At 43.6% G+C, this 23955-nt stretch carries 19 protein-coding genes and 1 pseudogene; 11 read left to right on the forward strand and 9 right to left on the reverse strand.

Annotation, left to right across the window (positions count from 1 at the left end; translation table 11 throughout):
- Positions 1–145: 145 nt before the first annotated feature.
- On the reverse strand, positions 146–868 hold the full coding sequence (locus tag QWZ17_RS24270) for a cyclase family protein (protein WP_290307919.1): 723 nt from the start codon (positions 866–868) through the stop codon (positions 146–148).
- A gap of 54 nt (positions 869–922) precedes the next feature.
- Here QWZ17_RS24270 and QWZ17_RS24275 point away from each other — a divergent pair, with 54 nt between their 5' ends.
- From QWZ17_RS24275 to QWZ17_RS24310, 8 genes and pseudogenes are all read left to right on the forward strand, one after another.
- The gene (locus tag QWZ17_RS24275; protein WP_290307920.1) at positions 923–2014 is read left to right on the forward strand and encodes a FecR family protein; all 1092 of its coding nucleotides are present in this window, start codon (positions 923–925) and stop codon (positions 2012–2014) included.
- A 159-nt stretch (positions 2015–2173) separates the two neighbouring features.
- On the forward strand, positions 2174–5518 hold the full coding sequence (locus tag QWZ17_RS24280; RefSeq protein WP_290307921.1) for a TonB-dependent receptor: 3345 nt from the start codon (positions 2174–2176) through the stop codon (positions 5516–5518).
- A 31-nt stretch (positions 5519–5549) separates the two neighbouring features.
- The gene (locus QWZ17_RS24285) at positions 5550–7106 is read left to right on the forward strand and encodes a RagB/SusD family nutrient uptake outer membrane protein (protein WP_290307922.1); all 1557 of its coding nucleotides are present in this window, start codon (positions 5550–5552) and stop codon (positions 7104–7106) included.
- A gap of 169 nt (positions 7107–7275) precedes the next feature.
- A complete protein-coding gene (locus QWZ17_RS24290) occupies positions 7276–8763 on the forward strand; it encodes an arabinan endo-1,5-alpha-L-arabinosidase (RefSeq protein ID WP_290307923.1) in 1488 nt (495 codons plus the stop codon).
- 330 nt (positions 8764–9093) lie between these two features.
- Complete coding sequence (locus tag QWZ17_RS24295; RefSeq protein ID WP_290307924.1) at positions 9094–11064, forward strand: alpha-L-arabinofuranosidase family protein; 1971 nt, start codon at positions 9094–9096, stop codon at positions 11062–11064.
- A gap of 236 nt (positions 11065–11300) precedes the next feature.
- A complete protein-coding gene (locus QWZ17_RS24300) occupies positions 11301–12305 on the forward strand; it encodes a family 43 glycosylhydrolase (RefSeq protein WP_290307925.1) in 1005 nt (334 codons plus the stop codon).
- A 136-nt stretch (positions 12306–12441) separates the two neighbouring features.
- The gene (locus QWZ17_RS24305; protein WP_290307926.1) at positions 12442–12711 is read left to right on the forward strand and encodes a hypothetical protein; all 270 of its coding nucleotides are present in this window, start codon (positions 12442–12444) and stop codon (positions 12709–12711) included.
- 27 nt (positions 12712–12738) lie between these two features.
- Positions 12739–13419: pseudogene (locus tag QWZ17_RS24310) on the forward strand (glycoside hydrolase family 43 protein); the annotation flags it as partial.
- A 10-nt stretch (positions 13420–13429) separates the two neighbouring features.
- Here QWZ17_RS24310 and QWZ17_RS24315 read toward each other — a convergent pair.
- Positions 13430–14239 (reverse strand): lysophospholipid acyltransferase family protein, encoded by an 810-nt coding sequence (locus tag QWZ17_RS24315; protein ID WP_290307927.1) that lies wholly within the window; start codon positions 14237–14239, stop codon positions 13430–13432.
- A 216-nt stretch (positions 14240–14455) separates the two neighbouring features.
- On the opposite strand from QWZ17_RS24315, the gene QWZ17_RS24320 reads away from it, so the two are divergent.
- Positions 14456–15364: a metallophosphoesterase family protein gene (locus tag QWZ17_RS24320; protein WP_290307928.1), complete on the forward strand. Its 909-nt coding sequence runs from the start codon at positions 14456–14458 to the stop codon at positions 15362–15364.
- Between the two features lie 138 nt (positions 15365–15502).
- Here QWZ17_RS24320 and QWZ17_RS24325 read toward each other — a convergent pair whose 3' ends face one another.
- The 4 genes from QWZ17_RS24325 to QWZ17_RS24340 form a co-directional block, all read right to left on the reverse strand.
- Positions 15503–15733 (reverse strand): DUF8507 family protein, encoded by a 231-nt coding sequence (locus QWZ17_RS24325; protein ID WP_290307929.1) that lies wholly within the window; start codon positions 15731–15733, stop codon positions 15503–15505.
- 63 nt (positions 15734–15796) lie between these two features.
- Positions 15797–17491 carry a GH39 family glycosyl hydrolase gene (locus QWZ17_RS24330; protein WP_290307930.1) on the reverse strand — a complete coding sequence of 565 codons (1695 nt, stop codon included), beginning with the start codon at positions 17489–17491 and terminating at the stop codon, positions 15797–15799.
- Between the two features lie 104 nt (positions 17492–17595).
- The gene (locus tag QWZ17_RS24335; protein WP_290307931.1) at positions 17596–18060 is read right to left on the reverse strand and encodes a DinB family protein; all 465 of its coding nucleotides are present in this window, start codon (positions 18058–18060) and stop codon (positions 17596–17598) included.
- 19 nt (positions 18061–18079) lie between these two features.
- The gene (locus tag QWZ17_RS24340) at positions 18080–18760 is read right to left on the reverse strand and encodes a GNAT family N-acetyltransferase (RefSeq protein ID WP_290307932.1); all 681 of its coding nucleotides are present in this window, start codon (positions 18758–18760) and stop codon (positions 18080–18082) included.
- A 356-nt stretch (positions 18761–19116) separates the two neighbouring features.
- Between QWZ17_RS24340 and QWZ17_RS24345 the strand changes: the two genes are divergently transcribed.
- Positions 19117–19404, forward strand: coding sequence for a hypothetical protein (locus QWZ17_RS24345; RefSeq protein WP_290307933.1), 288 nt, complete (start codon positions 19117–19119; stop codon positions 19402–19404).
- A 26-nt stretch (positions 19405–19430) separates the two neighbouring features.
- On the opposite strand, the gene QWZ17_RS24350 is transcribed toward QWZ17_RS24345, so the two are convergent.
- On the reverse strand, positions 19431–19853 hold the full coding sequence (locus QWZ17_RS24350) for a UPF0158 family protein (protein ID WP_290307934.1): 423 nt from the start codon (positions 19851–19853) through the stop codon (positions 19431–19433).
- 76 nt (positions 19854–19929) lie between these two features.
- Between QWZ17_RS24350 and QWZ17_RS24355 the strand changes: the two genes are divergently transcribed.
- Entirely contained in the window at positions 19930–21672 is a 1743-nt protein-coding gene (locus tag QWZ17_RS24355; RefSeq protein ID WP_290307935.1) for an SWIM zinc finger family protein, read from the forward strand.
- A 261-nt stretch (positions 21673–21933) separates the two neighbouring features.
- Here QWZ17_RS24355 and QWZ17_RS24360 read toward each other — a convergent pair whose 3' ends face one another.
- Entirely contained in the window at positions 21934–23082 is a 1149-nt protein-coding gene (locus QWZ17_RS24360; protein ID WP_290307936.1) for an FAD-dependent oxidoreductase, read from the reverse strand.
- A gap of 7 nt (positions 23083–23089) precedes the next feature.
- Positions 23090–23692, reverse strand: a complete 603-nt coding sequence (locus QWZ17_RS24365; RefSeq protein WP_290307937.1) for a TetR/AcrR family transcriptional regulator — start codon at positions 23690–23692, stop codon at positions 23090–23092.
- Between the last annotated feature and the right edge of the window lie 263 nt (positions 23693–23955).

A 23955-nucleotide genomic window follows, 5' to 3' on the forward strand; every position in this document is an offset into this window, starting at 1 on the left:
TTGGGGCAGAATCCGCTCTCATCCCTTTTCACTTTATAATGCAAATTTATTTGCTTATATTATGACAACAAACATAGGAGGGGTAGACGTCAGTTAGCTAACTGATCGTCGGGTGAGTCGTCTACGCTATATTACACGTCAAGCCCTACACCATTGCGTACGCTCTTACTGGAAATGTACCCACACCTTTAAACTTTGGCGGCACGGCGTTAAACTTGTAATTGCTGGCAGGTAATTTATCCAGGTTGCAAAGGTGTTCTACTATTAAAATATTGGCACCTAATAAAATGGTATGTACCGGGCGGGTTTTGCCCTGTGTATTATCAATGTTATGGCTATCTATGCCAACAAGTTTCACCTGTTGCTCTTTTAAATATTCTGCAGCTTCGGCGGTTAAATAGGGATGGTTTTCAAAATAGGCATCGGTATTCCAGTATTTGCTCCAACCGGTGGCTACCATAACGGCTTTATCGCGTACCTCTTTGTATTTGAAAAACTCGATACCAATGGAGGTTGACCCGGATGCATCAATGGTTATGGCATCAAGATTGGCAAATTGTTCCAACGGTACTTCGGCCAGGTCATGGCCATGCGCGTACCTATGAAACGGACAATCGATATAGGTGCCAGTATTGGATACCATTTCAATTTTGCCTATCTGAAACTCAGCTCCGCCATCGTATAATCCTTTTGATTGTTCGCGGCTTAAATAATCACAAATGATGGGGGCGGGGAGGCCTTTATAGGTGATAAGGCCATCAAAAATAATGTGGCTAAGGTCTATCAGTTTGGGAGCTGGTATCATTTGAATAAGTGATGATTTTTGATAAATGTAGCTTAAATAGTTGTAGCTAAAAATATTTTCCATTTCCCGCCAGGGTGTTTTAATTATTTACAGTCTTTACCAATAGAGGCTTAAATAATGATTAACAATATTTGGATACTGATAGGTAAAAAGTTAAGTGGTGAGGCTACCGCCGAAGAATTGCTTGAACTTGAAGAACTGCTGCAACAAGGCGCGGCAGACCTGTATCCGCTTGATATGTTGGAGCAGATCTGGAAAGCCGAGAATCAGCCTAAATCAATTAACACATCAGAAGATAAATGGAGCGCGTTTGAAAGTAAGCTTGATGCTGCTGATGCCATTGCCGCGGATGAAACTGCTGCCGAAAATGCTGAAACAGCTAAACCGAAACAAGGTATCATTCGCTTTTTGAAAATTATTTCGATTGTTGCAGCCGCCTGCTTCGCATTGGTTTTTGTGTTGATCAACAAAAATAATGTGACTAATAACAGTAAGCCTAACGAAATTATAGCACCGCAAAACGGCATCAGCAAAGTTCAGCTGCCCGATGGTACCAGGGTATGGTTAAACGGGGGGAGCAAGCTGGTTTACGCGGCCAACTATGGGGCCGAACACCGCAATGTATCCCTATTGGGCGAGGCCTTGTTTGATGTGGTAAAAGATGCGCGCCATCCTTTTATTGTAACCACGCCAACCATCAGCATAAAAGTTTTGGGTACCAAGTTTAATGTGAGAGCGTACAACAGTGATCGCACATCAGAAACCTCGTTGATTAGGGGCCGTATTGAACTTACGGTTTTAAAAACACCCGAAAAAAAGATCATCTTAAACGCTGCCGATAAAATTACTATTAACAACGAGCCCCTGCCTGCTGCCCGCGAGGCGATATTAACGCCACAAAGCGGTATAAAAGAAGAAACGCCTTTAATGGCATTAAGCCGAATCCACCTGGCTAAAAAAGATACTTTACCCTCAGAGGCGCTTTGGATTGAGAATAAGCTGGCCTTTGATGCCGAGGATTTTGAAAGCTTGGCCAAAAAGCTGGAGCGACGTTACAACGTAACCATCAGCTTTAATAACGAAGAATTAAAAAAAATGAGGTTTACCGGCAGGTTTCAAAATGAATCTATCGGTAAAGCCTTAAAAGCCCTGCAAGCCACAACCTATTTCCATTATAAAACCAACAACAATCAAATTTTAGTTTATTAACCCATTTAAAAAATTAATTAAACAGCCTATGCTTAGATAAATATCTAAACTAAAACCAAAAAACGGGAGAATGTTCCAGCATCCCCCCGTTGTATGTGGTAACAGTTAACTACCAGCCTTTTGTAAACCAAATAGTTAAAACAACCTTAATGCTAAATTATGAAAAAAAATGCACACCGCGTTAACCAAGCGCGGTTGAATCAATTTTTGAAGATCTTTTTTATGTGTAAATTTATCCTTGCCCTGGTGATTGTATCATCGTTGCAATCTTTTGCAAAGGGATATGGACAGAGTATAATCAACGTAAATTTTGAGAATGTAAGTCTTAAAAAAGCATTCAAAGAAATTGAAAAAAAGTCTGACTATCGCTTTTTGTATAATGATGATGTGTTGGCAAAAAACGCCGTGCCCGCCAGTCTTAAAGTTACCGACGCGTCGCTTGATCAGGCCATGGCGGTTTTGCTGGCCAATACAAACCTTACGTATAAACTAAGCGATAATAACCTGGTGATCCTATCCGAAAAAGGGGGTACTGTATCTGTACTATCGGTAATAGGCCGGGTTACCGATGAAGCCGACCTGCCCATGCCGGGCGTAACCGTTAGGGTAAAGGGCACCAATGTAGCCGCCCAAAGCGATGTGCAGGGCCGTTACTCGTTAAACATTCCGGATGCTAATGCGGGCAGCGTGATATTAGTGTTTTCGTTTGTAGGGTATGCCACGCAGGAAGTGCCGCTTAACGGCAACTCGGCGCTTAATGTGCAGCTTAAAGCAGCCTCAAACTCATTAAACGAGGTAATTGTGGTTGGCTACGGTACCCAGAAAAAGGAAAACCTAACGGGCTCTGTTACCGTGGTAAATATGAAGGATGCCAACAAACGCACCACGCCTGATATTGCCCGCGCTTTGCAGGGCCAGGTAGCCGGTGTGCAGGTTAACGGATCGGGTGTGCCGGGCGAAGGGGTATCTATCCGTATCCGTGGTGTAAGCTCACTGATTAACAATAATCCGCTGTATATTATTGATGGTGTGCCAACTATGGAGCCATTTGATTTCCCGTCAACAGATATTGAAAGCCTGCAGGTAATTAAAGATGCATCGGCTGGCGCTATTTACGGTTTCCGTGGTGCTAATGGTGTAATTATTATTACCACCAAAAAGGGTAAAAACGGAGCCATGAGAATTAACTACAACGGTTACGCGGGCTTTCAAAAAAATCCTAAAACATTATCTGTTACCGATAGGGTGGGCTACCAGAAAATTGCCGATGCTGCCGAAACTAACGCGGGCTTATCTTTAGCGCCGGGTAATGACCCAACGTCGCCTAAATTTATCAGCAATGTAAATACCGACTGGCAAAAATCGGCTTTCAAAACAGGTTATACCCAAAGTCATGACCTGGGCTTATCTGGCGGGAATGATAACATGAGTTACAATGTAGCGCTTGATTACTATAATCAAACCGGTACCACGGTATCTGGCCCATCATACACCCGTTATAACCTGAGTGGTAATATTCAGGGCAAAAAAGGCATTGTATCATTCGGCACCAAGTTTGCCTATACCGAGGGCGATTACAATAACCTGGCCTACCCGCATTTGCATGGTACCGGCAACCAGATAGTTGATTTGGTTACCGCCATCCCAACTATGCCAATTTATGATGCTAACCGCGTTGGCGGTTACGGCGGTGTCGATCAAAATACACAACGGGCTATCTCGCTAAACATCATCGGCGTAAATAATTTACTAAACAGCACCGGGCAACGTAACCGCCTGGTAGCATCGGCCTGGATGGAGGTGGAGATCATCAAAAACCTGAAATACCGCCTAAGCGCAAGCTATGACCGTAACGATTTTAAGAACACTTATTTTGATCCTATTTATGACCTGGGCTGGTTTTATCCAAACACATCTGCTTATTACAGCGATGCGCGCGGCAACTACTATACAGCCTTGGTTGAAAATACCTTAAGCTATAAATTCCACGTAAACAAACACAATGTGGAGTTACTGGCAGGTACCGCTTATCAAAAAGATAAAAATGATAACCTTACTGGTATAGCCTATAACCTGCCGCAGCCATACCTGTTTTCGTTTGATAACGTAAGCAATACTGCCGATAAAACCGTATTTGGTAACAGCAACGAACGCAAGTTTTATTCGCCCATTTTTGGCCGTGTAAACTATAATTATGATGACCGTTACCTGTTAACCGCCAACTACAGGCGCGATGGCACATCGCAACTGCCGGTTAGCAATCGCTTTGGTAATTTTGCCGGTGTATCGGTAGGTTGGAACATAGCCAAAGAAAAATTCCTGAAGTTACCCGAAGCAATCACCCAGTTAAAACTAAAAGCGGGCTACGGTACTTTGGGTAACGTAAACGCCTTATCGTTTTATCCATACCAGGCTGTGGTTAACGCCAATGCCAGCTACGTATTTGGCAATACCCTGGCATCGGGCGCAACCCAAACACAGGTTTTTGATCAAACCAATAAATGGGAGCAAAAACGTACTACCAACGTGGGTTTGGATTTAAGCCTGTTTCATGATCAGCTGGGCTTTTCGTCAGAGTATTATATCAACAAAATTGTAGGTATCCTGTTGCCGGTACCTATCCCGGTTTCGGTAGGTGCTATCAATACACCATTGGTTAACGCCGCTTCATTTACCAATAAGGGTATCGAGTTTACGGTAACGTATCGTAGTAAGGATAGTGGTCCGTTTAACTATACCATCAGCGCAAACGCGTCTACAGTAAAAAACAAGGTATTATCATTGGGTAATGGTGGTAACCCTATTTATGGCGCCTACAGTAAAACAGCGGTAGGTGGCGAAGTAGGCGAACTATACGCTTTTAAAACCGAAGGTATTTTTAAAGATGCTGCCGATGTTGCAGCCCACGCCACCCAAACCGGCGCGGCCCCAGGCGATATTAAGTTTGTAGATACCAATAAAGATGGTGTTATTAACGACGCCGATAGGGTTTACTTAGGTTCGGCCATTCCTAAATTGTACTATGGCTTTAATTTTACGGCCAACTACAAAAATATTGACGCATCTATATTTATACAGGGCAATTACGGCAGCAAAATTGCCAACGGTGTATACCAGTCGTTAATGACCGGCCAGTATACCAATGCCAGCACCGATGAACTTAACTTTTGGACACCAACTAATACCAATACCAACGTACCCCGCCCAATTATTGGCGACCCTAACGCGAATAACCGCAACTCCGACAGGTTTATTCAAAGCGCATCATACGCGCGTTTGCAAACCGCGCAGTTGGGTTATACCATACCGGCCGGTTTGCTAAACCGTACGCACGTTTTCAGGAGCTTCAGGATTTACCTGTCCGGTCAAAACCTGTACACCATCACCAAATACAAAGGGTTCGACCCCGATTTTATTAATGATGGCACCATTAACCGCGGTTTTGATTATGGCTCGTTCCCTAATCCGCGCACGTTACTGGTTGGCTTACAGGTAGGGCTTTAATAATTGATTAACGATTTTAACATTATTTATAATGAAAACGATATATACAAAAGCGGTATTTACGGCAATGTTGGTTGCCATATTTGCCATGGGTTGTAAAAAGGGCGATTTAACTACGGTGAATCCTAACGCGCAAACAAGTCAAACTTTTTGGCAAAATGCATCAGATGCTGTAAAAGGTATCAACGCCGTATATGGCAGCTTAATTATTGATGGCTCATACATGCGTTTTTCGCCCATTGTGGAGAATACACGTGGTGATGATGCTACCAGCTATAGTCCTTGGGACCAGATTTACAACATGGGTAAGTTTAACATGCAAAGCACCGGCGATGGCGTGCTTTTTTCATGGACCGCTTACTACCAGGGTATTTTACGCGCCAACGAGGTATTGAAATATGTACCCGCCATTAATATGGATGCCGACCTGAAAAAGCGTGTTTTAGGTCAGGCTTATTTTTTACGCGCGCTGTACTATTTTCATTTGGCCGATTTTTATAAAAACGTGCCTATGCCTTTAGCGCCTGCCGCTTCAAGCACCGATTATTTTCAGAAACAACAACCCCAGGATGTGGTTTGGGCCCAGGTGATCAGCGATTTTAAAGCCGCCGAAGATATGCTGCCAACAACCTACGTAGGCTTAGCTGTTGATGGCCAGGTGGGCCGCGCTACCAAAGGTGCCGCCGCTGCTTATCTTGGTAAAACGTACCTGTTCACAAAAAAATATGCCGAAGCTGCCGCCCAATTTAAAACGGTGATGGATTTGGGTATTTACAGCCTGGTGCCTAATTATTACGATAACTTTTTCGCCAATAATGAAAACAATTCCGAATCGATATTTGAGGTTCAGTTTTCACGGGATGCCGGAGGAACAGATTTAGGTTGGGGTGGCGATCCTTCATCTGGATGGGGTCGTACATCTGCACGTGCCATTACTTTCGGTGCCGCAAGCTTTGGCTTTACCGATGTGCAGCCAACACCTGCATTATATAATGAATACCTGCAGGAAAAAACAACCAGCGGCGCCGTTGATCCGCGTTTGGATGTAACCATGTACTACAACAAGCCCGGCGAGAAATTATACAACCAGAGCTTTGCCGCCCGGTATGCGGGCAGTTCGTCATTAAACGCGGTATTTTGCCACAAGTATGAGAATGGCGATAGCGGCCAGGCCGACGAATACGACTGGCGCTCGGGAATTAACGAAAGACTAATGCGCTACGCCGATGTGTTGCTGATGTATGCCGAATGTTTGAACGAACTGAGCCAAACTTCAGATGCTTACCAATACATACAAATGGTGCGTAATCGTGTTGGTTTACCCAACCTGGCCACCGTAAAACCCAACATGAGCCAGGCCGATATGCGCGAGCAGATAGGACACGAACGTTTCCTGGAGTTTTCTTTAGAAGGACACCGTTTTGACGATATCCGCCGCTGGGGCTGGTTACAGGATGCCACCAAACTGGCCTGGTTAAAATCCCGCGATCCTGAATTTAATACGTATACCACCGGCAAAGAGTATTTACCAATACCGCTTACAGAGGTGCAAACCAATGTTGGTTTGGTGCAAAATCCGGGGTATTAGATGATAGGAGAATAAAAGAGTTGGGGGGTGGTGCGATTCCTTCCTCGGGGAAGGGGAGGTAGGGGTTTAATCAGGCGGCAATCGCTCGTATAAACCCCTCCCTGCCATTGCTCACCGCCCAACTCACCCCTTCCGAGGGAGGGAATTAATAAAAGGTTAAGAACGCAAGATGAAGAACGCAAGAGTTTTATACATAGCTGCCGCACTGGCAACCGCACTGTTTTCCTGCTCAAAAAAGGAAACGCCGACGCCTGTAAAAACAGATACCACCACCACTACAACGCCGGTAACCACGGCGTTTGATATCAACAGCATTAGTGATACTTATGCAGATATTTCGGCATTTATTTACTACCCAAAATGGACGGTGTACAACGTTCATGATCCATCCATCAAAAAGTTTGGCGATTATTATTATTGTTACAGTACCGATGTTGGTTTTGGGATAGATGTACGCTCGGGTTTGCAAATCCGCCGGTCGAAAGATTTGGTGCAGTGGGAGTATGTAGGTTGGGTATTTTCGTCATTACCGGCCCAGGGTTCTGCCTATATTACAAGTAAAGGAGGTACGCCTTACAACGCTCTATGGGCACCTTATGTAATGAAGGTAGGATCGGAGTATCGCCTTTACTATTCTTTATCATCGGCTGTTGCAAGGTTAAGCGTTATCGGTATGGCCACGGCTACCTCGCCGGATGGGCCATGGACGGAGAAAGGCGTGGTGGTAACATCGGCCAATGATGCAAGTGTGCAAACCAACGCTATTGATCCAACGGTAGTTACCACAACTACAGGCGAGCAGTACATGTATTACGGTTCGGCATGGGATGGTATTTATATTTTGAAGCTCGATGCCTCCACTGGTTTAGCGGCGTCGCCGGGAGATAAGGGTAAGCGTATTGCTAACCGCGGTTTTACAGGTGGCAAATACAATGGCAACATTGAAGGTGCCGAAGTAATTTATAATCCCGATTTAAAAAAATATTTCCTGTTTATCAGTTACGATTGGCTGCAAACCAAGTACAATGTAAGGGTGGGCCGGGGCGATAGTCCGACAGGTCCGTTTTATGATTATAACGGGTACGATATCAATACCGATGAAGACCACGGACCAATGATTTTGGCACCATACCAGTTTACCAACCAAAGCGGTTGGCAGGGAACGGGGCATTGCGCTGTGTTTGATGATGGCAGCGGTCAATATTTTATGGCGCACCAGGGCAGGCCGGGGATAAACTCCTATTTTATGGACCTGCATGTACGTAAAATATCCTGGACGCCCGATGGCTGGCCGGTAGTATCGCCAGAACGTTATGCCAATGTTGCCCAAACGGCTGTTGCCAATGCGGACATAGCAGGTACGTATGAAAAAATCTCGCTGGGTTACCACATTGTGCCGGGCTATGGTACCGAGCAAACTAATCCCGATTTCCAGGTATCAACAACCTTTAAGCTGGATGCGGCAGGTACCATCAACGGCAGCGCAACCGATACCTGGACGTATACATCGCCCTATATCACCCTAAAATACAGCACCGGCGATACCTATAAACTAAAGGTAGAACGGGAACGTGACTGGGAAAACAAAATAACATCAACCCTCATTTTTACGGGACTTGATAATACAGGTACTGCAGTTTGGGGAAAGAAGAAATAAGGGACGAGCGGACTTTGGGACTATAGGATTTTTGGACAGAAGATAAAAAAAGCGTGGCCATGTGCGATTCCCCTCTTGAGAGGGGCGGAGGGGTGTGTTTCTTCCAGCGTTTATTGGGAACGCGGATAACACACCCGCCATCGCGCTGTCACTTATCGCTTCCAATCAACAAAATCGTATACAGACGGTAAGCAAGCGGTAGAAAGGCCTATAAGATTTCTCACTCGCACCTCGTTTCGAAATGACATTTTTTATTTCAAAAAATAATGATTGTTAAATTAACACTTATTAAATAATTATTTATAGATTTAGCTTCCAATTTAACCATCAATGATCAGGAAAGCTTTTTTAACAATTTGTGGCGCTGGTATGCTATTATCTGCACAAGCGCAAACACCAAAGGTTTATACCATACAGGCCGATAAAATTAAAACACCCATACAAAAAACCATGTACGGGATATTTTTTGAGGATATTAACCAGGCAGCCGATGGCGGGGTTTATGCCGAGTTGATCAAAAACCGCTCGTTTGAGTTTAACATGCCATTAATGGGCTGGGATGAGCAAAAGAAAGATGGCGGCGATGGCCGGGTGGAAGTAATTAACCGTGCTGCCGAACGTCCGGAAAATGCTCACTTTATCAAAGCCTACGTAACATCAGAAACCGGTGCTTTTGGTTTAGAGAATGAAGGCTTCCGTGGCGGAACCGGGATCAAGGAGGGCGAAGGTTATAGCTTCTCTGTAATGGCCCGGCAAAGTGAAGGCAACGTAAAGGTTAATATAGAACTGCGAGGCGATAACGACGCTATTATTGGCAAAGCCGAAATTGACCCTACCGATAAAGACTGGAACCGCTATAATGTAAAATTCACCTCATCTGCTACATCAAAAAAAGCCAAAATTTTTGTTTGGTTAAGTGGTAAGGGTGTTATCGATTTGGATATGATCTCGCTGTTTCCTGAGCATACCTGGAAAAACCGCCCGGGCGGTTTACGTGCCGACCTGGTACAAAAGTTAGCTGATATAAAACCGGGCTTCCTGCGGTTTCCCGGTGGCTGTATTGTGGAAGGCCGCGAACTGAATACCCGTTACCAGTGGAAAAAAAGTATTGGCGATATTGATAAACGTACCAATATTATTAACCGCTGGAACACCGAGTTTGCGCATCGCCCGGCACCGGATTATTACCAGACTTTCGGCTTGGGTTTTATGGAGTACTTTATGACTGCCGAAGATATTGGCGCTTCGCCGCTACCGATATTGAATTGCGGTATGGCCTGCGAATTTAACACCAGCGAAATGGTACCATTGGATAAGCTTGACCCATATTTACAGGACGCGCTTGACCTCATTGAATTTGCCAATGGCGATGCCAGTACACAGTGGGGTAAATTAAGGACCGATTTAGGTCACCCTGCGCCATTTAACCTGAAGCTGATTGGTGTGGGTAATGAGCAATGGGGCCCGCAATATATCGACAGGTGGAAGATTTTTACTAAAGCCATCAAAGCCAAATATCCCGAAGTTAAAATTGTATCTGCTTTAGGTCCGTTCCCTAAAGGGCCGGAGTTTGATTTGTTGAACAAAACTTTCCGCAGCCTGGGTGCCGATATTTTGGACGAGCATTATTACGCCTCGCCAAAATGGTTCCGTGAAAACGCCCGCCGTTATGATAATTATGATCGCAAAGGACCAAAAATCTTTGCTGGTGAGTATGCCGCGCAAAGCGTTGTTACCGGTAGCCCGTTAAATAAAAATAACTGGGAATGCGCCCTTGCCGAAGCTGCTTTCATGACCGGCCTTGAGCGTAATGCCGACGTGGTAAACATGGCTTCATACGCTCCATTGTTTGCCCATGTTGATGGCTGGCAATGGACGCCCGATTTGATTTGGTTTGATAACCTGAAAAGTTACGGCTCGCCAAGTTATTACGTTCAACAACTATTTTCTTTAAACAAAGGGACGGATGTAGTGCCGCTTACCTTAAATAACGAATCGGTAGCCGGGCAGGATGGCTGCTTTGCTACCGCCAGCCTGGATAAAAACACCAACGAACTGATCATCAAATTTGTAAATACAAGCGCAACCGCTCAACCGGTAAGCTTTAAAATTAACGGCGGCGCTTACCAGAAAAAAGCGAACGTGATTACGCTACACAGCGATAAAGGCGATACCGAAAACTCGTTGGAAAATCCTAAAACCATCAGCCCGGTTGAAAGCACCATGGTGGTGAGCGGTAAAGCGGTTAACACCACTATTGAGGCTTATACCGTGCAGGTAATTAGGTTGAAGAATAAATAAGTTAGGAAAAATTCATTACTCCTCCCGTCGTTGCGAGGTACGAAGCAATCTCCCGATAAGCAGAGTCGCTCTGCATCGTTGGGGATTGGTTCGTAGCAATGACGGATAAAAAAGAGAAGTCATCCCGAACTTGTTTCGGGACCCCATAGGACAGGTAACCCGCAAGGAGTATACTTAGCACGTGGGGTGCCGAAACGAGTTCGGCATGACAATAAGAATAAACCGACTGTTATCCTGTGAAAAAAATAACCACGATATTATTCCTCCTAATAGTAAGCTTCGCTTCAAATGCGCAAGAGCTTAAAACCGATATCTCGGTACATGATCCGGTAATTATTAAGCAGGATAGTATTTATTACATTTTTTGTACGGGCATGGGTATAGCTGTATGGTCATCAACAGATAAGATGCATTGGAAGCACGAGCAGCCTGTTTTTGCCAGCGCGCCGCAATGGGCGGTTGATGCTGTTCCTGGTTTTAAGGGGCACATCTGGGCACCGGATATTTCGTATTATAACGGTTTGTATTACCTGTTTTACTCGGCATCGGCGTTTGGTAAAAATACATCGGTTATTGGGGTGGCTACCAATACAACACTGCATACTAATGATGCTGCTTACAAATGGGTTGATCACGGTAAGGTGATCCAATCCATCCCCGGCAAAACCAATTGGAACGCTATCGACCCTAATTTAATAACCGATAAGGACGGCACACCCTACCTGGTTTTCGGCTCTTTTTGGGATGGCTTAAAATTAGTAAAGCTGACTAAAGACAGGCTGGCTGTGGCGGAAGACATTAACAATATCCCAACCATCGCCACCCGTAGAAAGCAAGCTTCAGAAGCTTTGCCCGCTGTTGATAATAATCCTGTTGATGCCGGCGGTAACGCCATTGAGGGCCCGTTCATTTATAAACACGGCAAATATTTTTATCTTTTTGCATCGATAGATTATTGCTGCAAAGGCCCCAAGAGTACCTATAAAATGATCATCGGCAGATCAAAAACCTTAAAAGGCCCATACCTGGATAAAACAGGCCTCGCCATGAACAAAGGCGGCGGTACTATTTTACTACAAGGCGACGATAAATGGTACGGTGTAGGCCACAATGGTGTAGCTAATTTTGATGGCGCTGATTATATCATTTTTCACGGTTACGATGCGACGGACAGGGGGATTTCTAAACTGAGGTTAGAGAAACTGGATTGGGTTGATGGATGGCCGGTAATAGGGAAGTAATATTATACATAGCTCCCGCGAGTTTAGCATAGCGTAACTCGTGGGTAACACTGTAGTAAGCTTCCAGCTTACGTCATCGGGCAGATGAAAGCTGCAACTATGATCCCCATCGTTTTTAATACAACAATATTATACAATGAAAACACTAAAATACATTTTACCGATTCTACTAACCGGCTACTTCAGCACCGCCAAAGCGGCAAACCCGGCAGATACCATTATCCATTCCAACGGTAACCCCATCATTCGCCACGAATACACGGCAGATCCGGCGGCGATGGTTTATAAGGGTAAAGTATACCTGTACACCGGTCACGACCAGGCGGCTCCAAACCAAAACGGCTACGTAATGCACAACTGGACCTGCTTCACCTCATCAGACATGGTTACCTGGACCGAACACTAATCACCATTAAATGTAAAAGATTTCGCCTGGGCCAAAGCCGATGCCTGGGCATCGCAGGTTATTGAGCGTAACGGTAAGTTTTACTGGTATGTGGCCGTTGAGCATGGCACTATACCTGGCAAAGCCATTGGTGTGGCGGTAAGCGATAGTCCGCTGGGGCCGTTTAAAGATGCGCGCGGTTCCGCATTGGTTACCAATGATATGACCAAGGCTGTAAAACATTCCTGGGATGATATTGACCCAACCGTAATTATTGATAAGAATGGGCAGGCCTACCTGTTTTGGGGTAACGGTATTTGCTATTACGCCAAACTAAAACCCAACATGACCGAGCTTGACGGCGAAATAAAAACCATCACCCTGCCTCATTACACCGAGGCTCCCTGGATTCATCAACGTAACGGCTGGTATTATTTATCATACGCTTACGAGTTCCCCGAGAAAATAGCCTACGCCATGAGTCGCAACATTAACGGACCATGGGTTTACAAAGGCATCATCAACGAACTGGCCGGTAACTCCAACACCAACCACCAGGCCATTATTGATTTTAAAGGCAAAAGCTATTTTATTTATCATAATGGCGCTTTAGTGCCCGATGCGGGCAGTTTCCACCGTTCGGTATGTATTGATTATTTGTATTATAACAAGGATGGAAGTATAAAAAGGGTGGTGATGACGAGTGAAGGAGTGAAGAAGGTAAAGTAGTTTCAAAATTTTATGCGGCCTCGCCTTTAAGCGCATAAGTTGTTGCCCGCAATACAGGCAATAATTCATCACATTTTTGTTGCGCGTTGAATTTACAAGGGGATATAGGTTTACCAATCCGTACACGTAATACCAGGCCTTTTTTATTGAAAAGTTCGGCAGGCAACATAGCGGTTTGCAAGGCAGGGTGTATGTAGCGCAACAGGCTAAAGCCAATGCCATTATCGCCATGGAAATAAATAGGAAGCACGGGCACGCCCGCCTTGGCTATGATTTTGCCGACCACAGGATGCCATTCCCTATCTGTAATTTTTTGCGTTTTAAAATTGAAGGCCGATACTTCGCCAGCAGGGAAAATAGCCACGGGGGTACCGCTTTTTAATTTGCCTAAGGTGTTTTTTATCCCGCTGATGCTGGAACTGTCTTGAATGTTATCGAATGGATTAACCGCTATGATATAATCGGCAAGATTGGGTACGCGTTTTAACAAAAAGTTGCCCATAAATAAGGTTTCCGGCCTTTGTGAAACCAACAGGTTTAATAAAGCTAACGATTCAACAGCACCATAAGGATGATTAGCTACGGCGACGAATGCCCCGGAGGTGGGGATATTGGCCAGGTCATCAGGATGTACTTCCAGCCTGATTCCTAAAAAGTTCAGAACATAACTCGTAAAATCAACACCTTTTAAATTGCCTGCCTGCCGCATCATATCGTTAAAAGCGTCTATTTTAATCAGCCTCATTAATAGTGTTGCCAAACCTGGAAGCCTTTGAGTACCGATTGCTTTTATAATATCATTTTTGCTGATCAAATCCATTCGGTAAAGTTAGTGGGCCGGTGTAAAGTAATCTGCCGGTTGCTGTTATGCTTTCGCACATATTACCTTTTTGTTAAATAATTAGCTTTTTCAGTTTTTTCCAAATACTGCGTTTAACTTTGACCCGATTTAGAAGATCAATAAGTAGGCGCTGGTCGGCAGCAAATGAAAGGTTCGATCCCTTTCCCTACGTCTGTTTTGGAAAAGTAAAAGGATATGCAACGGAGATCAGCATTAAAGAATATCGGGGGACTTTTATTGGTGCCCTCTTTAGGTATAGCAAACGTTATTAACCCTAAAAAAACGGTGATGAGGATTGCCCACCTTACCGATATTCACCTTAAAAATAAATACGATGCACCTGTCAAATTTGTAAAATGCCTGCACCATCTGCAACAGCAAAATCCAAAGCCCGATTTGATCCTGAACGGTGGCGATATTGTTTTTGATATGAACAAGGAAAACATCGGCACCATTAACGATCAATGGCAGCTGATGAACGGCATCCTTAAAAACGAAAGCAGCATCCCAACGCATTTTTGCCTTGGTAACCACGATATATGGTGGAACGAAAATAACAAGGAGCAGGCCATTTACGGCAAGCAGTACGCCATGGATCAGCTAAAGCTAAGCAAGCCTTATAACAGCTTTACCAAAGGAGGCTGGAAATTTATTTTGCTGGATAGCGTACACCTTGATGTAGATGGCACCTGGTACATTGGCAAACTGGGCGAAGAACAATTTGCCTGGTTGGAAAATGAACTGAATGCAACCGATTCATCTATGCCCGTACTGATCCTGTCGCATATACCCATTCTGAGCATCACGCCGCTTTTAATGGATGATGTAGTTAATAAATGGGAAGTTTTGGGCGGCGATATGCACACCGATAGTACCAAACTCATTAGTTTGTTCAATAAGCATCCCAATGTAAAGCTTTGTTTAAGCGGACACCAGCACATCCGTGATAGGGTGTTATATGACAACGTAACCTACATATGCAACGGTGCTGTAAGCGGTGCCTGGTGGGAAGGTAACCGCCGCGAAACCGCGCCAGGTTACGGCTTAATTGACCTTTACAGTGATGGTACTTTTGAGGAACGGTATGTGAATTACCTGGGGTGAGCCATTATCGCATAGTCATGCCGAACTTGTTTCGGCAACACACGGGATAGGTCGCCTATACGGTGTAGACTTAGCGAGTGGGGTCCTGAAACGAGTTCAGGATGACAGTTTTTAGATAATGTTTATAATAAATTCGCATTACTTGAAGAACGGTTTAGTAGAATTGAGCATATCATCAAAATCTTTTTGAGTATAGCCTTTCTCTTTAATGACTTTGTTCAACTCATCATTCAGTTGCTCGTCGTAATAGTTAACCATTAATTTCTTCAACTCCAATGTTTCCGTTTCAGACATTGGCCTGTTAAACAACCTTAACAAACTAACTTGTATAGGATTGAGTTCGGTATGTGAATTTTGAGCTATGGCCATGACGCTTTGTTATAAACAAATTTACCAAATTAAGATTGATATACCAAAGCGTTTGAATATCGGCTACCACCTCACCACCAACAACGCCACACCCTGCCTCGGCAAATCGATAACCGTATTTAACTTTCCTGCTTTTACGGATAGTTTTAATGGTTTGCCAATGGTTTGCAATTGCCCCGCTTGTTCCAGCTGTTTTATTTGCGCTTCGGTTGGTTTTTGTGGCGATCCCATCTTTTTCCATACTTCATAGGAGTTGCTGTGCTTATCGTCAATACGATATTGAACAACGGAAGCAACCGTGGCCGGGATATCATTTATGTTGATGTTTACCGGTTTGCCTTCGTTTTGAATATCGTCATCATGGTAATTCCAGATGATAACTGTTGCTTCCTTTTTATCTTTTGCGGCCAGCGCGCCAATATCGGTGCCCTTGCCCCTTAATCCCAAATCGATAACGGTTTGCAGCGGGTGCATTTCACTGGCAATTACTTTTACCCGCTTGCCTTTCATCATTCCAAACATCCGGAACACATTCAGCACCGGTTTATCAACCCCATTGGTAGCCAAATCCCTGAAGCCGTAAAACCAGGGCTGATTTTCAAACTCAAACGACCATGATACCGCGCCCATGAAGTTTACTCCTAATGAATCGGCCAGCTCATATTTGCGGGCAAAAGAAGCGGCTGTGTAACTCGAATACATGGTGCCGTTACGATAAGCGTTTTGCGGATTAGTTGCCATACCACAAGCCGCGCAGCCTTCCGGGTCAGATTCGCCGATGACTACCGGGATGTTTTTTGTTTGGGGGTACGAGGCTATAATTTTAAAGCTTTCCATAATATCGCGCAGCTGCGGGGCCATGTTCATGCGTACCCTGCCGTCAACTAAAGTGGGTTGGCCTTTGGCATGGAAAGAGAGCACTTCCAGCGGTGTGCCTATTTTACCTGTGGCGTAGTTGGTATCGGCTATGCAATGCTCAATAAAAGCTCTTAAAAATTTCATGCCGCTTTTGCTCGATCCGCCGGCTATTTCTGGTCCGCCAATTTTTGCGGTTGGGAGGGCCCGTTTCAGGCCATGGGCGGCATAATCATACATTTTAAAAAACTCGGACATAGTGCCTTTCCAGTAACTGATGTTTGGCTCGTTCCAAATTTCCCAGTACCAGCTTTCTACCTCCTTTTGGCCGTAACGGGCAACCTCATGCTTTACCCATTGGTAAATAAGTTCTTCCCATTTATTATAATCTTTTGGCGGATAGGCCCAACCTGTATAAATGTCGTTGTAATCATCACCGGGTTTCCAATAATGCCTGTATGGTTCGGGGTGGGTTGATAGGGCCTGCGGCATAAAACCTATCTGGGCGTAAGGCTTAATGCCACGTTTAATGTAGGTGTCAAAAATACTGTCAATCAGGTGCCAGTCGTAAACCGGCTTACCGTTGGTGTCCTCGGTATAGGCATTGGTCGATCCCCATTTAAGGGCGGCTGTGCCATCGCCGGTAGTGAGTAAATTATGTACCCGCAAATGCACGGGATCAGGACTTAAAGCGGCCAGTTCGGTAAGCAGTTTGCGGCCATCCTTCATATAGGTATAGTTGGGCTCATCGTGCCCAAACCATGCCCATATGGGAGTCATATCCCCGGTTTCCTGTTTTAAATTAACGGTGATGGAAGCTGGTTGCTGCTGCGCTTTTGCCGGCATAAAATTGCACAAGCCAACAGCCAATATCCCGGCGATAAATCTCAAACTGATTTTCATAAATGTAACTTATAGGTTGATATGCGCCTTTTTTTAAGTGTGAAAAAGACACGTGTTAAATTACAAATATTATCAGTAAATAAAACAGTTGAGGTATATTAAAATCAATTACCGCTTGCCAGTTGAAATATGCTGAATAAGTGGTGCGCTTCGTGCAAAACGAAAAACTCGGCCCATTGTAAAATGCTCAGGTTGCCGTATTTTGGATGCACGCCTACTAAGGTCAGTTCGTGGTCGCTCAGGCGATTTAATAGCGCGAGTATTTTTGCCCTGTCTACTTCGTAACTTCTTAACAGGTCATTTAATGAGGTTAGCTGATAAGCAGGAAACTGGTTATCTTCATCAGCTTTGTAGGCCCCAAATTGTATGCCGGGCGTATCCAGAATTTGCTGCATGCGGTCAATAAAAATTACCTGGTAACGGGCAAGGTGGGCAATTTGGTCGTGAATGCTCCATTTTCTCGGCGCTGGTGGGGTTAACAACCGCTCATCACTTACGTAATCAATAATAGGATCAATAGCTTTATATTGTGTTTGCAGGCGCTGCAATAATGAATCGTAAATTTTCATGTTCAATAGCGTTGTTCAATTATACTTTTTTTATGGCGCAAATGCACATTTCTTTGCGGATAACGAAGCCCAGTTTCTCGTATAGTTTAATAGCGCTTGCGTTACTGGTTTTTACATGTAAAAACGGAATGCCGCCGTCGGCCTGTATTAACCTTGCCTGGTGTAGTATTAGTCTGCTGGCGTAACCCTTACCCAGGTGATCCGGGTGATTGCAAACAGCGCTTACTTCCATATAAGGCAGGGGTTGCATACGTCGGCCGGCCATGGCTACCAGTTCATCGCCCTCAAAAATGCCATAGTAATTCCCAAAATCAATAGTGCGGTTAAAAAACGGACCAGGATTGGTAAGTTTGGTTAATGCCAACATGGCAGGTATATGTTCATCACCTAAAGTAACAATGCCGGCATCATCAATTTGGGTTGTAACAGGGTGGTCATACACCATTTGAAACACAGGTACCGGGTCAACAACCTGCCAGGGTTGAGGAAACTCCATGTCTTCGGGTTTAAAAACAGCTATTACAGTATTCTGAGGTAGTAGCTCATAAAGGTTGGTGAAATTTTCTGCTGTATTTGTTTCTATCGCTGCAAAGGGCGCAATATCTCTTTTAAAGTATTTAGCCTGGTTGTTGCCTATAGCAAAGGTTTGGTTACCGGTTGCTAAAGCATTCCAGATGGGGTTGTCAAGTACGTGCTGCATGGGTTATTATTGAGCAATAATCTTTCGCGGTATTTGCAGGTTGATTATTGGCCTGCTAATTTCTGATAATTCTGTTTACGAAAGGTGAAAAAAATGTGAGAAACAGGTCATATTTTCCTTTTGATAAAATCCGTTGAACTGCGGAATTAAATTGGCAAATGAATGATTTTTAAATACTTAAAACAGAGTTTGATTTTTGATGGCGTTTGTTCACTCAAAAACGGTTTTTTATGAAGAATGAATGAATTAAATATTTGAGCCTTAGTTTTTTGTAATAAATTGGATTGATATTTGTTTGAGTTGAAAGCTATCGTCTTCCCCCGGTTTAATGTTCACGAATTAAAAGTAAAACGGTCATGAAAAACAACAAGAAACTTCTCAACAACGCGCTTACCAGCATGGTTATTAACCTGCACGACCAAGGTTACACCAACGATTTTTTACCCGTGAAAGATGAGCAGTTTTTTTGTATCCAGGATTGCGAAAGCTATTCACTGGCCGATTTAAATATCAGGGCAATTGATCAGGGTTTTGATCAGCTTACCAACACTTATAAATACATCCATACCATTGAAACCTGCAATGGCTCAAAAGGCCTCCTGTTTGCCGATCTCGCGCTTGCCGATGCGGACGGAGTGAATTGAATAAACATTTATTTTGATAGAGGAACTTATGCAATTTGTTCTTTTACGTATTCGATGCCCCGTGCTAATTTGTATTTGAACCATCTTTCCCGTAAGTCGGGGTGATAATGTAGCAAATTGTTAAAATTGGCAAAGGGCTTTTTGCGCGATATAGCGTTAATGAATTTGTTATGTGTGGGGATGTGGTTGATATCCGCAATAAAATCCTCCATAATGGTAAACGCTTCACGGCTGCTCATGGCCTCAAAGCGCTGGTAATCGCCGTAGTTTTCATCAATTTTATCAATCACTTCTGTCCATAGTTCTTCATCATAGCCCGGGTTTTTTAACTCATCGGGGTAGTAGTCCATAGTGCCCGTTGGTTTATGATAAAAGCAAACCATACCCATATCCAGCATCTCGGCAATATCTTTTATAATTTCGGGGGAGATTTCTCTAACTAAATGCATAAACTTACTTTTTGTTATATGTATTTGTAGCTCGGCTTTATACAAAAATAAATTTATAATTTCTAATAACCAGATTATGCCAAACGCTAAAACATTTACCCTGCAAAATTTTGAAGAGCGAGTAAGCAAAGTAATCCTGCAAAGAGGGCAGGAGTATTACGAAGGCGACGCGGTTGAAGATTTAGAGGATGATGATAACAAGTGGGCTGCCGCTGTTAAAGGTTCTGAAACGTATTCGGTATCAGTTACCCTCAAAAAGGACGAAATTACAGCATATTACTGTAATTGCCCTTACGACGGTGCGATATGCAAGCATGTGATAGCTGTTTTATACGAGATTAGAGACGAATTGACAAGGCGCATTATTCTCCCTCCAAAAAAAAGTAAAAAGAACCAGTTTGATGATTTATTACTGAAAGTTAGCGTAGATGAGTACCGTGTTTTCATAAAAGAATATGCTTTAAAAAGTAAGGATTTTAAAATGGCTTTTGAACTGTTTTTTGCAGGTAAAGATGGCCGCATTGATACTGCCAAAATATATGCCGACCAGATTAAGAAGCTGATCAAACAATATACGGGCAAAGGGTATATGGATTACCGGTCGGCCCAGGGTTTTGCAAAACAGATTAGTCAGTTAGTTGATAAAGGTTTTGATTATGCCAATAAAAGGAATTTTGTAGAATCTTTAGCGATAGCTAAAGTAACATTAAAGGAAATGATACAGATAGTTACCTATTGTGATGATTCCAGCGGAGCATTAGGCGATACCCTTTTCAATATAATTCAACTCGTAAGATCAATTGCTATATCTGACGATGCCATTATGGATATAAAAGAGCACGTGTTTGGCTTTTTACAAGCCCAGCTTACCGATGCGGTATATTTTGACTATGGCGATTTTGGATATGAGTTGATGGATACTTTTCAAACTTTAGCCGAAGAATTAAATAAACACGAAGAGTTTTTAGGTTTTATAGACGCGTGGCTGCCCAGGTTAGCCAAACGAAGCAGCAGTTATCAGCTGGAGTTTTTTGAAACCACTAAAATTGAATTTCTTGAAGCCATAGGCAGATTGGAAGAAGCTGAAGCATTAACAGCCCAGAACATGGAAATTGTTGAGGTAAGGCAAGCCGAGGTAAATAAAGCCATTGATAATAAAGATTTTATAAGGGCGAAAAGCCTGATTGCCGACGGGATTAAGATTGCAGGAGACAAAAAGCACCCCGGCATAGTTACGCAATGGGAAAAACAGTTGCTAAGGATAGCTTTACTGGAGAATGATTTGTTATTAACCCGTAAGTATTATAAGCAATTTGCCTTTGATACCTGGTTTAGCATAGATTATTACAGGCAGTTGAAAGCAACTTATACCGCCGATGAATGGCAGAGCATAATTGAAACTATCATTAAAGAAGTTATCATAACAACTACAAAAAAACATGGTGGCAGTAAATGGCAGTCGCTTAACAGCTACTTACTTTCCGCGCTTTCGCCAATTTATATTGAAGAAAAATTTACTGATAGGTTATTTGAATTGGTAAAACAAGAAAGGGATATTGACAGGATTATGCAGTATCATAACGATTTAGTGTTTTCATATGCTCCCGAGTTGCTGCAACTTTATATCCCGGCCCTGGAGTTGCAAGGCGACGAAGCCACCGACCGAAGTAGATACGCGCGACTTGTTGGTAATATGCAAAAAATAATAAAGGCTTTTCCACATCAAAAAGAGCAGGTGGTGGCGGTGGCGAAGAGGTTGAAATCAAAATACCCGCGAAGACCTGCCATGCTGGATGAATTGAGCGCGGTATTGCAATAAATACCTGAATTTGGAGCTTGCTTAAAAATAATAAAGGATCGTCACTGCTTCGTAGCTCTATTCATGACAAGTTCGGCATGACGTTAGGATTATTTTGATTGTCATCCACAATTGCACAGTCCGAGGGATTCTACAACTCTGCATGGCCCCATTTTGGGATGTGGTCATTCAACCCTTCACAGTTTCCGAATTTAAAACCCGCGACAACGAACATCTGATTTGCACGCGTAACACACAAAATATTGCGTCTACAGAAAATACCTATTCCCCATTCAGCATCGTCACCATATTAGCAATAGCATCCGGTGAGTGCAATGATTCTGTTTGTTGCAGCGTAATTTGTCCGATTAGGGCAAAGCGGGCAAGCATTTGTTTTTCAAAGGCCGCGATTGCCGATTGTGTATTAGCGTAAGCATCGCTTAAAAGGGATTCGGCTAATTCCAGGGCATCTAACATGGCCATGTTTACGCCTTCGCCGGCATAGGGTGGCATCAGGTGGGCGGCATCGCCCAGCATGGTAAGGTTGGGCTGGCTCTCCCAGTTTTGATTTAGGGGCATACAATATTGAGGGCGGGGTATAAATGCCGAGCTTGCATTTTCAAAAAGCTCATGCCAAATGTTATCCCAGGTAGCAAAATCTTTTTTAAACCAGACTAATACCTGTGCCTTATCGGCAAAGTCAATTCCGCTTTCTTTTACCCAAAACTCATCGGTTTTAAAGCCAACGTAAAAAGCCATGCTGCCATCGCCTTTTGAACTTACAATAAGCGTTTTTGAATCGCCCATGGCAAATATTTTACCACCCTTTAATAGCGCATGTATTTTAGGGCTTTTAATTGTCGAATGATATACCGCGCCTTCAACCGCGGTTACGCCTGAGTAAAACGGTTTGATTGGGGTGATATACGGGCGTATTTTTGAATTAGCACCATCGGCAGCAATCACTATATCGGCTTGGGCGATGGTTCCGTTTTTAAAATGAAGTTCAAATGTATCGGCCTTTGGTTTAAGGGTTGCAAAGTTGCAGTCCCACACCACAGTATCCGGCTGTAAGGAGTCCAACAGAATTTCCCTTAGCGGACCGCGATCTATTTCGGGACGTGCATGTTCGTCATCACCATCAAAACCATCTTCATATATGATATGGGCATTTTGATCGGTTATCCGCATATGATCTGCACCGGGACGGTAATTTGCTTTAAACTCTGCCGAGAGATTGGCCTTGCGTAAAGCTTTCAGGCCCGAATCGTCATGCAGATCGAGGGTTGCGCCTTGTACTCTTACGTCGCGGTTTACATCGCGTTCGTAAACTTTTACGCTGGCACCGTTCATTTGTAAAATTCTGGCAAGCGTAAGGCCGCCCGGGCCGCCGCCTACTATGGCTATGTTTTTGTTTTTAATGATGTTCATGGGGTGGTTATTTATTGGTGAGTAAGCCGCTCATTACAATTTCGCAACATTGCATGATTACGTCTTCGGTAATGATTTGCACCGGCCTGGTTGTATGATCAAAATATTCGCTCACTAAATCAATCAATGGCGACATCAGCAAAGCCCGCTGAATATCAAACGGGAGATCCTTAATGATACCCGCCTTAGCCTTGGCAGTTAAAAAGCGGTGAATAGGCGCAAAGTACTGCCCTTGCACAATGTTTTCCTGCTGATAGGCTTTGTGAAGCAAGGGCGATGTTTTGCTATGCTGCAATAAAGCGAAATGCGAACGATTGTTTTTTAGATAAGTAAACGTGTTCATCCACAGTTTTTTGGTACCGATGCTAAAATCCATATCCTCGGTAAAACCATCTAAAACAGCGGCCTCGTACGGTGCTAAAACCTCGTAGATAAAAAGTTTGATCAAAAGATCCTCTTTATCATCGTACTTGATGTAAATAGTACGCGGTGAAACATTTGCAGCCTTTGCCAGCTTTTGCATGGTAAGGTTTTCCATCCCCTCATTGGCAATAATATCAAGCGCCATGGTACGGATAGCTTGTTCTTTTTCGAGGTTTTTTGGACGCATAATGATTTTAATTTCTGTTGATTGAATGACGGTACAATTATAAGTAAATGTTTATTTATTTATAAAATTAATTTTATATGATGACATTGGGTTTACAGAAATGATATAGAGGAGGTTGTAGAATTTGCAAGGAGGCTCTGTAAATCGGCAACGACTCACCCCGAACATCGCTACGCTTGTTCTGCCCCTCCTATGTTTGTTGTCATAATATAAGCAAATAAATTTGCATTATAAAGTGAAAAGGGATGAGAGCGGATTCTGCC

Origin of the sequence: Mucilaginibacter flavus, from assembly GCF_030409315.1 — a bacterium.
GTDB lineage: Bacteria > Bacteroidota > Bacteroidia > Sphingobacteriales > Sphingobacteriaceae > Mucilaginibacter > Mucilaginibacter flavus.

Excerpts from the sequence above, each read along its gene's own strand:
- QWZ17_RS24270 (WP_290307919.1), bottom strand. The coding sequence starts at position 868 with ATGGAAAATATTTTTAGCTACAACTATTTAAGCTACATTTATCAAAAA.
- QWZ17_RS24275 (WP_290307920.1), top strand. The coding sequence starts at position 923 with ATGATTAACAATATTTGGATACTGATAGGTAAAAAGTTAAGTGGTGAG.
- QWZ17_RS24280 (WP_290307921.1), top strand. The coding sequence starts at position 2,174 with ATGAAAAAAAATGCACACCGCGTTAACCAAGCGCGGTTGAATCAATTT.
- QWZ17_RS24285 (WP_290307922.1), top strand. The coding sequence starts at position 5,550 with ATGAAAACGATATATACAAAAGCGGTATTTACGGCAATGTTGGTTGCC.
- QWZ17_RS24290 (WP_290307923.1), top strand. The coding sequence starts at position 7,276 with ATGAAGAACGCAAGAGTTTTATACATAGCTGCCGCACTGGCAACCGCA.
- QWZ17_RS24295 (WP_290307924.1), top strand. The coding sequence starts at position 9,094 with ATGATCAGGAAAGCTTTTTTAACAATTTGTGGCGCTGGTATGCTATTA.
- QWZ17_RS24305 (WP_290307926.1), top strand. The coding sequence starts at position 12,442 with ATGAAAACACTAAAATACATTTTACCGATTCTACTAACCGGCTACTTC.
- QWZ17_RS24315 (WP_290307927.1), bottom strand. The coding sequence starts at position 14,239 with ATGGATTTGATCAGCAAAAATGATATTATAAAAGCAATCGGTACTCAA.
- QWZ17_RS24320 (WP_290307928.1), top strand. The coding sequence starts at position 14,456 with ATGCAACGGAGATCAGCATTAAAGAATATCGGGGGACTTTTATTGGTG.
- QWZ17_RS24325 (WP_290307929.1), bottom strand. The coding sequence starts at position 15,733 with ATGGCCATAGCTCAAAATTCACATACCGAACTCAATCCTATACAAGTT.
- QWZ17_RS24330 (WP_290307930.1), bottom strand. The coding sequence starts at position 17,491 with ATGAAAATCAGTTTGAGATTTATCGCCGGGATATTGGCTGTTGGCTTG.
- QWZ17_RS24335 (WP_290307931.1), bottom strand. The coding sequence starts at position 18,060 with ATGAAAATTTACGATTCATTATTGCAGCGCCTGCAAACACAATATAAA.
- QWZ17_RS24340 (WP_290307932.1), bottom strand. The coding sequence starts at position 18,760 with ATGCAGCACGTACTTGACAACCCCATCTGGAATGCTTTAGCAACCGGT.
- QWZ17_RS24345 (WP_290307933.1), top strand. The coding sequence starts at position 19,117 with ATGAAAAACAACAAGAAACTTCTCAACAACGCGCTTACCAGCATGGTT.
- QWZ17_RS24350 (WP_290307934.1), bottom strand. The coding sequence starts at position 19,853 with ATGCATTTAGTTAGAGAAATCTCCCCCGAAATTATAAAAGATATTGCC.
- QWZ17_RS24355 (WP_290307935.1), top strand. The coding sequence starts at position 19,930 with ATGCCAAACGCTAAAACATTTACCCTGCAAAATTTTGAAGAGCGAGTA.
- QWZ17_RS24360 (WP_290307936.1), bottom strand. The coding sequence starts at position 23,082 with ATGAACATCATTAAAAACAAAAACATAGCCATAGTAGGCGGCGGCCCG.
- QWZ17_RS24365 (WP_290307937.1), bottom strand. The coding sequence starts at position 23,692 with ATGCGTCCAAAAAACCTCGAAAAAGAACAAGCTATCCGTACCATGGCG.